The organism is Bradyrhizobium hipponense (assembly GCF_008123965.1).
In the GTDB taxonomy this organism is placed as follows: Bacteria; Pseudomonadota; Alphaproteobacteria; order Rhizobiales; family Xanthobacteraceae; genus Bradyrhizobium; species Bradyrhizobium hipponense.
Map to the genome: position 1 here is coordinate 26,037 of NZ_VSTH01000077.1, position 12,696 is coordinate 38,732.

Here is a 12,696-nt window from a genome sequence, read left to right on the forward strand (position 1 = left end):
GCGCAACCCATCATCGTCGCGGGAGCGACGACGCATGGCTTGGCGCAGGTGGGTCCGGGAGCTGATCATGGGGCGCGGCAATACAGGTGAAGGGCGGGGCTTGTCAAGCAGGCGTTAGAATCCCGCGACGCTGCCGTGCAGATCATATTGGTCGGCGCGCTCGATCTTGGCCGTGACGATCTCGCCGACGCGCAACGGGCGGCGGCTCGTTAAGTAAACGGCACCGTCGATCTCGGGCGCATCGGCTTTCGAACGGCCCTTTGCGACGGTCGGGCCGACCTCGTCGATGATGATCTGCTGGCGCGTGCCCACCTTGCGCTTCAGCCGCCGCGCGGAGATCTTCTGCTGGCGCGCCATCAGCGCGTTGTAGCGTTCCTGCTTGATCTCTTCCGGTACCGGATTTTCGATCGCGTTCGACGTGGCGCCCGCAACCGGCTCGTATTTGAAGCAGCCGAGACGGTCGATCTCGGCTTCGTCCAGCCAGTCGAGCAAATAGGCGAAGTCGGCATCGGTCTCGCCGGGGAAGCCGACAATGAAGGTCGAGCGCAACGCGAGATCTGGACATTGCTCGCGCCAGCGCTTGATCCGCGCCAGCGTCTTGTCCTGCGCCGCCGGGCGTTTCATCGCCTTCAGCACATCGGGGCTCGCATGCTGGAACGGGATGTCGAGATAGGGCAGCACCGTGCCTTGCGTCATCAGCGCGATGACCTCGTCGACATGCGGGTAGGGATAGACATATTGCAGCCGGACCCAGGCCCCGAGCTCGCCGAGCTCGCGCGCAAGGTCGAGGAATTTGGCGCGGACCTGGCGATCCTTCCACGGGCTCTCGGCATATTTCAGATCGACGCCGTAGGCCGAGGTGTCCTGCGAGATCACCAGCAGTTCCTTGACGCCGGCGCCGACCAGGTGCTCGGCCTCGCGCAGCACGTCGCCAGCCGGACGCGAGACGAGATCGCCGCGCAGTTTCGGGATGATGCAGAAGGTGCAGCGGTTGTTGCAGCCCTCGGAAATCTTCAAGTAAGCGTAGTGGCGCGGCGTCAGCTTGATGCCCTGCGGCGGCACCAAATCGAGATGCGGATGGTGTGCCGGCGGCAGCGCGCGGTGCACGGCGTCCAGCACGCTCTCATATTGCTGCGGGCCCGTGATCGACAGCACGCCGGGATAGGCCTGTTCGATCTGCTCGGGTTCCGCACCCATGCAACCGGTCACGATCACCTTGCCGTTCTCGGCCATGGCCTCGCCGATCGCCGAGAGCGATTCCTGCTTGGCGCTGTCGAGAAAGCCACAGGTGTTAACGATGACGATGTCGGCCCCGTCATGCTTGCGAGCGAGCTCGTAGCCTTCGGCGCGCAGGCGCGTGATGATGCGCTCGGAATCCACCAATGCCTTGGGGCACCCGAGCGACACGAAGCTGACCTTGGGCGCAGCCGTCTGATCCATATCTAATCTGCCTGATTGACAGGCCTGAGCTAGTCCCAATTGCCCATAATTACAACCCTTTGCATGGCCCGCGGGCGTGCTATGGATGAATCGCCGTGGTGAGTGAGCAATGAGCGCCGAACAATCGCCCAAAATCGTGATCGTTGACGAAAGCCCGATCCGGGCCGCGATCCTCGAGGAAGGGTTGCGGGAATCCGGGTTCACGCAGGTCGTCCATATCCGCGAAATGCAGAGCCTGCTCGCCCGTATTTATGCGGTCGACCCCGATATCATCCTGATCGATCTGGAAAACCCAAGCCGCGACGTGCTCGAGGCGATGTTCCAGGTCAGCCGCGCCGTGAAGCGGCCGATCGCGATGTTCGTGGACCAAAGCGACTCGGCGTCGATCCAGGCATCCGTCGAGGCGGGGGTGTCCGCCTACATCGTCGACGGGCTGAAGAAAGAGCGCATCAAGCCGATCCTCGACCTCTGCGTGTCGCGTTTCAATGCTTTCGCCAAGCTCCAAGAGGAGCTGGAGCGCACCAAGTCGCAGCTCGAGGACCGCAAGATCATCGAGCGCGCCAAGGGCATTTTGATGAAGGTGAAAGGCCTCACCGAGGATGAGGCCTATGTGCTGCTGCGCTCGACTGCGATGCGCGAGAAGAAGAAAATCGGCGAGATCGCCCAGTCGATCATCACCGCGTCGGAGATGCTGAAATGACCGCTGCCCTCCGCATAGGGTTCATCCCGCTGGTCGATGCCGCCGCCCTGATAGTCGCCGTCGACAAGGGCTTTGCCGCCGCCGAGGGGCTCGAGGTCGAACTGGTGCGCGAGGTGTCCTGGTCCAACGTCCGCGACAAGCTCAATATCGGCCTGTTCGACGCCGCGCATCTGCTCGCGCCGGTCGCGATCGCGTCCTCGCTCGGGCTCGGGCACGTCAAGGTTCCGATCGCCGCGCCCTTCAACCTCGGCATCAACGGCAACGCGATCACGGTCTCCCCGACGCTGCATGCGGCGCTGGTGGAGGAGATCAACGGCGATCGTTTCGATCCGCTCGCCACGGCGAAAGCGCTGGCGAAGGTGGTCGCCAAGCGCCGCAAGGCGGGGGCCGAGCCCCTGACCTTCGGCATGACCTTCCCGTTCTCGACGCACAATTATCAATTGCGGTTCTGGATGGCGGCCGCCGGCGTCGATCCGGACGAGGACGTTCGCCTCGTCGTGTTGCCGCCGCCCTACATGGTCGACAGCCTCGCCAATGGCCAGGTCGATGCGTTCTGCGTCGGCGCGCCCTGGAATTCGGTCGCGGTCGATCTCGGCATCGGCCACATCCTGCATTTCGTCTCCGACATTCTCGACCGTGCGGCAGAGAAAGTGCTGGCGGTTCGCCAGGTCTGGGCTGACACCCATCCGGATGTGGTCGCAGCCCTGGTACGTGCGGCGGTGAAGGGCGCGGCGTTCATTGAGCAGCCTTCGAACCTGGCCGAGGCGGCGCGAATTCTGGCGCAGCCGGAACGGATCGGCGTCGACGCCGAGGTGATCCAGCGCACGCTTGATGGGCGCCTGAAGATCTCGCCCGACGGTACCTTCCGCGAAAGCGGCCGCTACCTCCTGGTCGGACGCGAAGGAGCAGGGCGCCCGGATCCGGTCCAGGCGGCCTGGCTCTATGCGCAGATGGTGCGCTGGGGCCAGACGACGCTGACGCCCGACGGCGTCAAGACGGCCATGGCCGTGTTCAGGCCGGATCTTTACGACGCGGCTCTCGGCCAGCGGCCGCCTGCGGAGGCTCCCGCAGCGTTCGGCGCGTTCGCCGGCCCCGCCTTCGATCCCAACAACATTCGAGGGCATCTTGAGGCCTTCGAGGTGGGCCGCTGGAAGGCCTGATTCGGGCCTGCACCGTTTTTGGGCGCGCGGGATTGTCGTCTAAATTTTGAGCTGGCTGCTCGAATTTCGTGAAGGTTCCCCAACTGGGGATCTCGCGTGACCTCTCTAATTACCTGAAATTTCGAAAGTTTCCATTTCGTCAAAGCTGGCACGCAACTTGAATGTTGCACTGCGGCCAGCCTGTCACAGATGCCTGCTGAGCCAAGTCCCGCAGCAACGAAGCTGACCGGACCGTTGGGTGCAGAGCCGGCTCTCGAGCCAGCCGAGTTCCTCGCGGGTCGTGCACTTTTCCGTCGATGCCACCGAGGTGGCCGCAGGAGCTTCGTTACCGACCATGAAAATCGACACTGTCTCAGTCGACTTTACCGACGACCAGAAACGCTATCTCGAAGGCTTCACGACCGGTTTGCAGATCAGCCGGGTCGGTCGTGGTCTCGGCGGCGGCGCCGGCAAGGCGAACGCTGAGCCCACGGGTCCCGATGCCGTGCACATCAAGGCGCAGGACAAGGTCATCGCCGCGGGAAAGAAGCTCGCCGACCAGGAGAAATTCAAGCGCGACGAGCATCCCTTCGACGCCTATCCGCGGCTGCGCCAGCAGGCGCTCGACAACGCGCCGCCGAGCCCCGCGGACAACTTCCGCTGGCGCTATTTCGGCATCTTCTATGTCGCGCCGACGCAGGACTCCTACATGTGCCGCCTGCGCATTCCGAACGGCGTCATGAAGCACTGGCAGCTGTCCGGCCTTGCCGATCTCGCCGAGGAATTGTGCGGCCCGTACAGCCACGTCACCACGCGCGCCAATCTCCAGCTTCGCGAGGTCCCGCCGAAGCACGCCGTGAAGCTGATCGAGGGCATCCAGGATCTCGGCCTGTGCTCACGCGGCTCCGGCGCCGACAACATTCGCAACGTGACGGGAACGCCGACCGCAGGCATTGATCCGCAGGAGCTGATCGACACGCGGCCCTACGCGCGCGAGTGGCACTACCACATCCTGAATGATCGCTCGTTGTACGGATTGCCGCGCAAGTTCAATGTCGCCTTCGACGGCGCCGGCAGGATCGCCGTGCTCGAGGAGACCAACGACATCGCATTCACGGCGTTCGAGGTGAAGGACGGCTTCGGCGTCGAGCCCGGGATCTGGTTTCGCCTTGGCCTTGGCGGCATCACCGGACACAAGGATTTCGCAAAGTACTCCGACATCGTCGTCAAGCCGGAAGAGGCCACTGCCGTTGCCGACGCCATCGTGCGCGTGTTCATCGAGCACGGCGACCGCACCAACCGCAACAAGGCGCGGCTGAAATATGTGCTCGACGCCATGGGCCATGACGGCTTCCTCAAGCTTGTCGAGGAGCGGCTGAAGAAGCCGCTTACGCGCGTGCCGGCAGAGGCGTTTGTGCCGCGGCCTGCGTCGGACCGCATGGCGCATATCGGCGTGCACAAGCAGAAGCAGGAAGGGCTGAACTGGATCGGCGTGTCGGTGCCGCTCGGCAAGATCAGCTGTGGACAGATGCGGGGCCTCGCCAAGGTCGCGCGGGATCTCGGCGACGGGGATATCCGCCTGACCGTCTGGCAGAACCTGCTGATCCCGGGCGTGCGCGACGAGAATGTCGAGCTGGCGATTGCAGCGATCAAGCAGATCGGGCTTGCGGTCGAAGCCTCCCACATCCGCGCCGGCCTGATTGCCTGCACCGGCAATGCTGGTTGCCGCTTCGCCGCGTCGAATACCAAGCTTCACGCCGCCGAGATCGGCGACTGGTGCGAGCCGCGCGTCGCGATGGACAAGCCGGTCAACATCCACGTCACCGGATGCCACCATTCCTGCGCGCAGCACTACATCAGCGACATCGGGCTGATTGGCGCGCGTGTGCCGGTCGGCGAAGACGACACGGTCGAGGGCTACCATCTCTTCACCGGCGGCGGCTTCGGTCCCAACGCCGATGTCGGGCAGGAGGTCTATCACGACCTCAAGGCCGAGGATGCGCCGAAGACCGTTGAAGGTCTGCTCAAGGCCTACATCGCCCATCGCGCATCTACCGAAGAAACCTTCCTTTCCTTTGCGCGCCGCCACGATGGCGAGACGCTGCGCAAGCTTGCCGATGCAGAGGTATCCTCATGAACCAGATCAGCCCTCCGCCCAAAATCGACATCATTCCCGCGAGCGCACCGTTCTCCGATGCGCAGCGCTCCTGGCTGAACGGATTCTTTGCCGGCCTATTGTCGCCTGACGCCGCCGCGCCTTTGTCGGCGGAGCAGGGCGCTGCCGTGATGCAAGGCGCAGCCGGCGACGGGGATGACGGCGAAGCGCCATGGCACGACCAGACCATGCCGATTGCCGACCGGATGAAGCTCGCCGAAGGCCGCCCCGTGCGCCGCAAGATGATGGCGGCGATGGCGCAGCAGGATTGCGGCCAGTGCGGCTATAATTGCCACGACTATTCGGAGGCGATTGCGAGCGGCAGCGAGGCCCGGCTCAACCTTTGCGTCCCCGGCGGCAAGGAAACCGCGCGGATGCTCAAGGCCCTGCACGAAGAGCTGGACAAGGCACCGGCGGCCAAAGCTACCGACAAGCAGGACAAAGTGACCGCGCCGGCCGTGACGGTGACGATTGCCGAACCCGGCCGCTCGCGCGACAACCCTGTTACCGCGACCTTCCTGTCGCGGCGCCTGCTCAACAAGGGGAAGTCGGAGAAGGAGACCTATCACGTCGACTTCGATCTCTCCGAAAGCAAGCTCGACTACGTCGTCGGAGACTCCTTCGGCGTGTTCGCGCGCAACGATGTCGGCCTCGTCGATCAGATCATCGCGCTGCTCGGCGCCTCGCACACCACCAAGGTCAACGGCAAGACGCTGCGCGAGGTGTTGATCGACGACGTTTCGCTGTCGCCGGCGCCCGACACGCTGTTCGAGCTGATTTCGTTCATCACCGGCGGCGCGCAGCGCGAGAAGGCGCGGGCGCTGGCGCAGGGCGAGGATCCCGATGGCGATGCCGCGACGCTGGACGTCATGGCGGCGCTGCAGAAATTTTCCGGCACGCGGCCGCATCCCGAGGCCTTCGTCGAGGCGCTCGAGCCGCTCCAGCCGCGGCTTTATTCGATCTCGTCCTCGCACAATGCGACGCCCGGCAAGCTGTCGCTGACGGTCGATTCCGTGCGCTACGTCATCGGCAAGCGCAAGCGGATCGGCGTCGCCTCGACCTTCCTCGGCGAACGCATCTCCGAGGGCGAAAAGCTCAAGGTCTATGTGCAGAAGGCGCACGGCTTCGGCCTGCCCCAGGATCCGAAGACGCCGATCATCATGATCGGCCCCGGCACCGGCATCGCGCCGTTCCGCGCCTTCCTGTTCGACCGCAAGGCGACCGGCGCGCCCGGCAAGAACTGGCTGTTCTTCGGCCACCAGCGCAGCGATTGCGACTTCTTCTACCAGGACGAGCTCAACGCGATGAAGACCTCGGGCCTGCTGACGCGTCTGTCGCTGGCCTGGTCGCGCGACGGTGAGAAGAAGTTCTACGTGCAGGACCGCATGCGCGAGGTCGGCCGCGAGCTGTGGACCTGGCTCGCCGAGGGCGCGCATCTCTACATCTGCGGCGATGCCAAGCGCATGGCCAAGGACGTGGAGCGCGCGCTGGTCGACATCGTCGCACAGTTCGGCGCGCGTTCGACCGATGAAGCCGTCAGTTTTGTCGCCGAACTCAAGAAGACCGGACGCTTTCAGGCTGACGTGTACTAAGGCGCGATCCCAACGCGTCGTGCTTCTGGGAGTCTGACTCGGTTCCAATCGGCTCGGATTTTAACGAATAGGATTCTCGGAACCTGCGGATGAGGAGAATTTGTTGCTGCGATGGGGCTTCCCAAGAGAACCTCCATCGCTATTTCCGTCGCGATCTTGCCTGAACCCAGGGTTGAGCCTTCATAATCCCGCAAATGGGGCGTTGGAGATCGACCATGCGCGAACTATCGGCGGAAGCCAGACTGCACTTTTACGCGCGCTCGCTCTCGCGGCGGACCGGGGCGAGTGCCCATCATCTGGCGCTCTACAGCGCCTTCGCCGTCATCGCCGCCATCGTGTTCGGCACGCTGTCGGTGCATCCGTTCTAACGAAGCTTCGTAGGTCCGCAGGGTGGGCAGAGGCGCGCTCTTCGCGCGCCGTGCCCACCATCCCTCAACATGTGAAAACGATTTGGTGGGCACGCTGCGCTTTGCCCACCCTACGGCACCGAGTCCGTCTCACCCGCGCTTGAACGGCGCCACCTCGATTCCTGCATCCTTCAGCGCCTGACGCAGGCCGCGCGCGATGTCGACGGCGCCGGGCGTGTCGCCGTGGATGCAGACCGTGTCCGTCCGCATCTTGATGACCTTGCCGGTGACCGAGACCACCGCGCCATCCTGCACCATGCGCACCACGCGGTCGGCGATGGCCTTGGCGTCGTGCAGCACGGCGCCGGGCTTCTTGCGCGAGACCAGATTGCCGTCGTCCTCGTAGGCGCGGTCGGCGAACACCTCGTGCACCATCGGCAGATTGGCCGCTTCCCCGGCCTTCACCAGCTTCGAATTGGCGAGCACGACGAAGATCAGGCTGGGATCGACCGCCCTAATGCCGGCCGCGATTGCCTTTGCGGTCATGTCGTCCTCGCAGGCGACGTTGGAGAGCGCGCCATGCGCCTTCACATGGGTCACTTTGTGGCCGGCGGCGGTTGCGATCGCCTGCAGCGCGCCGATCTGGTAGGCGACGAGGTTCTCGATCTCGGAGGCCTTCAGGCCCGCGATCGGATGCCGGCCAAAGCCGTGCAGGTCGCGATAGCCGGGATGCGCGCCGACCGAGACGCCGCGCGCTTTTGCAAGCTCGACCGTCCGGCGCATGATATCGGGATCGCCGGCATGGAAGCCGCAAGCGACGTTGACCGAGCTCGCCAGTTCGATCATCGCAGCGTCATTGCCCATCTCCCACGCGCCAAAACCTTCGCCGAGATCGCAATTGAGATCGATCGTCTTCATGGGGTGCTCTCCGCCTCTGGTCGTCTTGTGGTTTACGGCTCCGCAATGACCTGCCATGTGCCGGCATCGACGGCGCTCACCGCATAGCCCGCAACGTTAGCATCCTGGAGCGCCTCGATGTTGAGCTCGACGGCGTCGAAAGAACGCAGGCGATCGGGCAGGTTCCGGATCAACTGCGCAAACTTGCGTGCCTCGTCCTGCGCCTCGGCCATGGTGACCTGCTTGAAGCGGAACGCTGTTCCCGCCGAGGTCTGCGCGAGGCGGCCGACATCGGCCGTGATCACGGTTGCGATCTTCGGGTAGCCGCCGGAGGTGCCGCGGTCCATCATCAGCGCGATCGGCGCGCCGTTGCCGGGCACCTGGATGCTGCCGTTGACGGTGCCGTCGGAGACGATGTTGTGGCCGTGCAGATGCTTGATCGCGGGTCCTTCGAGCCGGTAGCCCATGCGGTCGGAGGTCGCCGAGATCTTCCACTCGCTATTTAAGAACAGCGCCTTGTTGGCGTCGTCGAACTCGTCGTCCTGCGGACCCATCACGACGCGGATCGGACCGCTCGACGGCTGCGGCAATTCGATCCGCAATTCGGGCGCGCCGCTCGCGGCATCGACGGTGAATTCGTCGCCGGCCTGGAGCGGGCGCGGGTAGGGGCTGCCGAGGCCCGCGCGCGCGTTCACCGCGAGGCTGCCGAACACGGGCTCGCCTTTGATACCGCCTTCGATCGCGAGATAGGTGAAGGCCCCGCCGCGGGCAAAGCCCAGCGTCAGCGTCTCGCCGTCCTTCAGCGTCACAGATGTGTCCATGGCCACCGGCCGCCCGGCAATGTCGGCATTGCGCGGCGCGCCTGCGATCGCGACCCGCACGGCGCCGTCGCGGGCGGTGAAGGCGGCGCCGAATGGACCAATCTCGACAGCGGCTGCGAACAGCTCGTTGCCGACCAGGCAATTCGCCGCCGCAAGCGCCAGCCGGTCCATCGCGCCGCTCGGCGTCAGGCCATAGCGCTGCGCACCCAGACGCCCGCCATCCTGGACGGAGCTTGCAGGCCCGATGCTGGCGACGACGAGCCGGCTCATGCGACCACCTGCTCGGCGACGATCTCGCCGGCTTCCGCGGCGCGGTCCTGCTCCTCGAAGGTCTTGTGGTCGATGGCGAAAAACGTCACGCGATCACCGGGTTCGGTGAGGAAGGTCGGATTCCGGTGCAGCTGATAGGTCCGCACCGGCGTGCGGCCGAGCAGGTGCCATCCGCTCGGAGCAGCCAGGCATTGGATTCCGGCCTGGATGCCGCCGATCGAGATCGTGCCGGCGGGCGTCAGCAGCCGCGGATTCTGCCGCCGCGGCATGTGCAGGGATTTGTCCAGCCCGCTGAGATAGGACCAGCCCGGCGTGAAGCCGATCATGGCAACCTTGTAGTCGCCGGCCACATGCCTGGCGACGATGTCGTCGGGCGTGGTGTTCAGCGCCTTGGCGACATCCTCGAGATCGATGCCGTGCTCGCCGCCATAAGCGACGGGAATGCGCCAGCGCCGCGCTGTCGTGGCCGGCGGCAGCGGCTGGCTGGCGAGCGCAAGCAGCTTTTCGCCGAGCGTATCGAAGCCGATCTTGCCGGGATCGTAATGCACCAGCAGCGAGCGATAGGTGGGTACGGATTCGGTGATGCCATCGACAGGGCTTGCTGCGAGCGCCTTGTCGAGCGCCAGCACGCGCTGGTTGGCGTCCTCGTCGATGGTGCGGCTGAACTCGACCGTGACGGCGCTGTCGCCACTGGGCAGAAGGCGGGGCGGAGGAAGCGTCGCGGCCATGAGCTGTCGAAATCGGGCTTCTGGAGTAACGCGGGCTCAGCCTTGAGTTCCGCATCGCCCTGCTTCGCGTAAATGCGTCCGCAAGTCCAATAAATTAATGCAAGGGCAGGCGATAAAGCCTTGTTATCGCGTCGCATAACAGCCGCGTGGGGCGCGCTCTTGATTCGCGTTCTTGGCCCTTGACGCGAAGCGTCCGCCTCGCAAGATGCGCGGCGTTCCTTCCCGCCCATCCGGAGCTCGTCTTTTTCCATGTCGCTGTCCCCCGAAGCCCGCAAGACCCTCGCCGGCATCACCACTGCCACCATCACCACGGTCCTGCTGAAGAAGGGCCTGCGTAACGTGTGGATGCGAGGCGCCCGTCCGCTGCGTCTAGGCCAGCCGCGCCTGGTGGGACCGGCCTTCACGCTGCGCTTCGTGCCGGCGCGCGAGGATCTGGCGACGCCGGAATCCTGGTCGTCGCCGATCTCGACCCGCACCGCGATCGAGGCAATGCCCGACGGCTGCATCGCCGTGGTCGATGCCATGGGCATCACCGATGCCGGTATCTTCGGCGACATCCTCTGCGCGCGCATGGTCAAGCGCGGCGTCACCGCGCTCGTCACTGACGGCGTGGTGCGTGACCTCGAGGGCGTGCTCGGCACCAATCTGCCGGTGTGGTGCGACGGCTATGCTGCGCCGCCGTCGGTTGCGGGCCTCACCTTCGTCGGCTGGGGCGAGCCGATCGGCTGCGGCGGCGTCGCGGTGTTCCCGAACGACATCGTGGTCGCCGATCAGGACGGTTGCGTGCTGATCCCGCAGGCGATGCTCGATCACGTGCTCGCCGAGGGCGTCGAGCAGGAACGGATGGAAGCCTGGATCGTCAACGAGGTGAACAACGGTGCCGTCCTGCCGGGCCTCTATCCCATGAACGCCGAGACCAAGGCGCGCTACGCGGCAAGCAAGAAGTAACGAGACAACAAGCGAGGCTACCCATGGAGATCACTGTCGCAGGCACGCGGCCGACCCGCCGCGCGCCCAAGGAACACTTCACCGGCACGGTCTGGCAGGACCCCGTCATCATGGCGCCCGCGCCGGCGCGGCTGAACTGCTCACGCGTCTCGTTCGAGCCGGGTGCGCGCACCAACTGGCATCACCATCCGCTCGGACAGACGCTCTATGTGATTTCGGGCGTCGGGCGCGTTCAGACCAAGGGCGGGCCTGTCATCGAAATCCGTCCCGGCGACACCGTCTGGATTCCGCCGAACGAGGTGCACTGGCACGGGGGCTCGCCGACCAATGGCATGACCCACATCGCCATGCAGGAAGCGCTCGGCGGCGTCTATTCGACCTGGCTGGAGCCGGTGACCGACGCGGAGTATGGAGCGGCGGTCGGCTAGCTCTCGTGCCCCGGACAAGACGCATCTCCCCGCGGCGATGCGTCGCCGATCCGGGCCCAAAACTTTTGACGGCATCACGACTGCTGGGTCCCGGGTCTGCGCAGCAACGCTTCGCGTCGCTGCTTGTCCGGGACACGCCACCTTACATCCGCTCGGCGGTCCATGTTCCCGTGCACATCGCGCCGCGCCAGGTGCCCGAGCCGGAGGTGCCGCTGAGCCGGCCGAAGCCGACGGCGCGCTTGATGCCGGTGCTCAAGGTGACGTTGATGCTGCCGGCATCCGCCACACGGCCGGACGCCGTTACCGCGACGCTGCTCGAGGCGATCTGACCGTTGTTGATGCCGATTGCGACGGTTGAGCCGTTGCCGCAGGTCCGGCTCGACGATGCGATACGGACGTTCCATGCGCCATCGAAAGTGCTGGCGCTTGCCTGCGTGGCCGGCATCCCGATGGCGAGGATCGTGGCGAAAAGACACTTGCGAAAACCGTTCATGACACGCCCCTGTGAGTTGACCATGCGGGGATCTTGTCATGGCCGCGGAACCGGCGATGTGAGAGGTGTCACGTCCGAAGGGGCCTCTGTGAGGTGGCGCACCCTGCGATGACGCGGCCCTTGACGCGAAAAGCAAAAGGGCCCCGATCAAGGGGCCCTTGCTTCCGTCACAACCTCGAACGCGGGCTCAGTTCACCCGTGTCCAGGTCTGGCCGCCGCAGAACATGCCGCCGAAGGCGCAGCCCTGCACGCGCAGGCGGTCGGTGCCCTTCAGCGCGATCGTGGAATCATAGGTCGAGCCTGAGTTAGGATCGAGGATACGGCCGGACCATTTCTGGTCCTTACCGGGCTTCATATTGATCAGGACCTGCTCGCCGTTCTGGTTCGACTTGGAATCGAGCGAATAGCCGCAGAGATTGGTGCCGCATTGCTCGATGCGGACCTTGCCTTCCTTCTCCTCGGTCAGCCAGACGCCAAGCGGCGAGTTGAGATCGCGCGTAGGCGCCGCTGCAGGAGCCGGCGCGACGGCGGCCGACTGAACGGGCGCCGCCGGGGTAACTGGCGGAGGCGGCGCAGGGGGCGCGGGCGGAGCGGCAGCCACGGTCGGCGGCGGCGTCACGGCGGGAGCCGCCTGCTGCTCGATTGGAGCGGGAGCCGGTGCGGGCGGTGGCAGCACAGCCGTATCGGCCGGCGCATTGTTGGCGGTGGTGGCCGGCGGCGGCGCGGGTGGCGCGGGAG

13 protein-coding genes are annotated in these 12,696 nt (G+C 65.3%); 7 read left to right on the forward strand and 6 right to left on the reverse strand.

The window, feature by feature from the left end; all coding sequences use genetic code 11:
• Nucleotides 1–114: 114 nt before the first annotated feature.
• The gene (rimO, locus tag FXV83_RS22335; protein ID WP_148741540.1) at nt 115–1,440 is read right to left on the reverse strand and encodes a 30S ribosomal protein S12 methylthiotransferase RimO; all 1,326 of its coding nucleotides are present in this window, start codon (nt 1,438–1,440) and stop codon (nt 115–117) included.
• A 109-nt stretch (nt 1,441–1,549) separates the two neighbouring features.
• Between rimO and FXV83_RS22340 the strand changes: the two genes are divergently transcribed.
• The 5 genes from FXV83_RS22340 to FXV83_RS22360 all read left to right on the forward strand — a co-directional run bounded on the left by FXV83_RS22340 (nt 1,550) and on the right by FXV83_RS22360 (nt 7,394).
• Nucleotides 1,550–2,140: an ANTAR domain-containing response regulator gene (locus FXV83_RS22340; RefSeq protein WP_148741541.1), complete on the forward strand. Its 591-nt coding sequence runs from the start codon at nt 1,550–1,552 to the stop codon at nt 2,138–2,140.
• Nucleotides 2,137–3,300, forward strand: coding sequence for a CmpA/NrtA family ABC transporter substrate-binding protein (locus FXV83_RS22345; RefSeq protein WP_148741542.1), 1,164 nt, complete (start codon nt 2,137–2,139; stop codon nt 3,298–3,300). The genes FXV83_RS22340 and FXV83_RS22345 overlap by 4 nt, the downstream gene beginning before the upstream one ends.
• A 334-nt stretch (nt 3,301–3,634) precedes the next feature.
• Nucleotides 3,635–5,416 (forward strand): NirA family protein, encoded by a 1,782-nt coding sequence (locus FXV83_RS22350; RefSeq protein WP_187436073.1) that lies wholly within the window; start codon nt 3,635–3,637, stop codon nt 5,414–5,416.
• Nucleotides 5,413–7,026 (forward strand): sulfite reductase subunit alpha, encoded by a 1,614-nt coding sequence (locus FXV83_RS22355; RefSeq protein WP_148741544.1) that lies wholly within the window; start codon nt 5,413–5,415, stop codon nt 7,024–7,026. Before FXV83_RS22350 ends, FXV83_RS22355 begins: the two co-directional genes overlap by 4 nt.
• Nucleotides 7,027–7,241: 215 nt before the next feature.
• Nucleotides 7,242–7,394 (forward strand): hypothetical protein, encoded by a 153-nt coding sequence (locus FXV83_RS22360; RefSeq protein ID WP_035666020.1) that lies wholly within the window; start codon nt 7,242–7,244, stop codon nt 7,392–7,394.
• A gap of 129 nt (nt 7,395–7,523) precedes the next feature.
• Here the strand turns inward: FXV83_RS22360 and FXV83_RS22365 are convergent, their stop codons facing one another.
• The 3 genes from FXV83_RS22365 to pxpB are packed head-to-tail and all read right to left on the reverse strand — an operon-like array spanning nt 7,524 to nt 10,089.
• Nucleotides 7,524–8,291 carry a LamB/YcsF family protein gene (locus tag FXV83_RS22365; protein ID WP_148741545.1) on the reverse strand — a complete coding sequence of 256 codons (768 nt, stop codon included), beginning with the start codon at nt 8,289–8,291 and terminating at the stop codon, nt 7,524–7,526.
• Between the two features lie 32 nt (nt 8,292–8,323).
• A complete protein-coding gene (locus FXV83_RS22370) occupies nt 8,324–9,361 on the reverse strand; it encodes a 5-oxoprolinase subunit C family protein (RefSeq protein WP_148741546.1) in 1,038 nt (345 codons plus the stop codon).
• Nucleotides 9,358–10,089, reverse strand: coding sequence for a 5-oxoprolinase subunit PxpB (pxpB, locus tag FXV83_RS22375; protein WP_148741547.1), 732 nt, complete (start codon nt 10,087–10,089; stop codon nt 9,358–9,360). The genes FXV83_RS22370 and pxpB overlap by 4 nt, the downstream gene beginning before the upstream one ends.
• Nucleotides 10,090–10,338: 249 nt before the next feature.
• Here pxpB and FXV83_RS22380 point away from each other — a divergent pair, with 249 nt between their 5' ends.
• Together FXV83_RS22380 and FXV83_RS22385 are read left to right on the forward strand one after the other, a co-directional pair.
• A complete protein-coding gene (locus tag FXV83_RS22380) occupies nt 10,339–11,037 on the forward strand; it encodes a ribonuclease activity regulator RraA (protein ID WP_148741548.1) in 699 nt (232 codons plus the stop codon).
• 23 nt (nt 11,038–11,060) lie between these two features.
• Nucleotides 11,061–11,465, forward strand: coding sequence for a (R)-mandelonitrile lyase (locus FXV83_RS22385; RefSeq protein ID WP_148741549.1), 405 nt, complete (start codon nt 11,061–11,063; stop codon nt 11,463–11,465).
• Nucleotides 11,466–11,607: 142 nt separating this feature from the next.
• Here the strand turns inward: FXV83_RS22385 and FXV83_RS22390 are convergent, their stop codons facing one another.
• Nucleotides 11,608–11,958, reverse strand: a complete 351-nt coding sequence (locus FXV83_RS22390) for a hypothetical protein (RefSeq protein WP_148741550.1) — start codon at nt 11,956–11,958, stop codon at nt 11,608–11,610.
• A 187-nt stretch (nt 11,959–12,145) separates the two neighbouring features.
• Nucleotides 12,146–12,696, reverse strand: a 551-nt coding sequence (locus FXV83_RS22395) for a DUF2147 domain-containing protein (protein WP_148741551.1), incomplete at its 5' end; no start/stop codon positions are given.

Excerpts from the sequence above, each read along its gene's own strand:
- rimO (WP_148741540.1), bottom strand. The coding sequence starts at position 1,440 with ATGGATCAGACGGCTGCGCCCAAGGTCAGCTTCGTGTCGCTCGGGTGC.
- FXV83_RS22340 (WP_148741541.1), top strand. The coding sequence starts at position 1,550 with ATGAGCGCCGAACAATCGCCCAAAATCGTGATCGTTGACGAAAGCCCG.
- FXV83_RS22355 (WP_148741544.1), top strand. The coding sequence starts at position 5,413 with ATGAACCAGATCAGCCCTCCGCCCAAAATCGACATCATTCCCGCGAGC.
- FXV83_RS22350 (WP_187436073.1), top strand. The coding sequence starts at position 3,635 with ATGAAAATCGACACTGTCTCAGTCGACTTTACCGACGACCAGAAACGC.
- FXV83_RS22370 (WP_148741546.1), bottom strand. The coding sequence starts at position 9,361 with ATGAGCCGGCTCGTCGTCGCCAGCATCGGGCCTGCAAGCTCCGTCCAG.
- pxpB (WP_148741547.1), bottom strand. The coding sequence starts at position 10,089 with ATGGCCGCGACGCTTCCTCCGCCCCGCCTTCTGCCCAGTGGCGACAGC.
- FXV83_RS22345 (WP_148741542.1), top strand. The coding sequence starts at position 2,137 with ATGACCGCTGCCCTCCGCATAGGGTTCATCCCGCTGGTCGATGCCGCC.
- FXV83_RS22365 (WP_148741545.1), bottom strand. The coding sequence starts at position 8,291 with ATGAAGACGATCGATCTCAATTGCGATCTCGGCGAAGGTTTTGGCGCG.
- FXV83_RS22360 (WP_035666020.1), top strand. The coding sequence starts at position 7,242 with ATGCGCGAACTATCGGCGGAAGCCAGACTGCACTTTTACGCGCGCTCG.
- FXV83_RS22380 (WP_148741548.1), top strand. The coding sequence starts at position 10,339 with ATGTCGCTGTCCCCCGAAGCCCGCAAGACCCTCGCCGGCATCACCACT.
- FXV83_RS22385 (WP_148741549.1), top strand. The coding sequence starts at position 11,061 with ATGGAGATCACTGTCGCAGGCACGCGGCCGACCCGCCGCGCGCCCAAG.
- FXV83_RS22390 (WP_148741550.1), bottom strand. The coding sequence starts at position 11,958 with ATGAACGGTTTTCGCAAGTGTCTTTTCGCCACGATCCTCGCCATCGGG.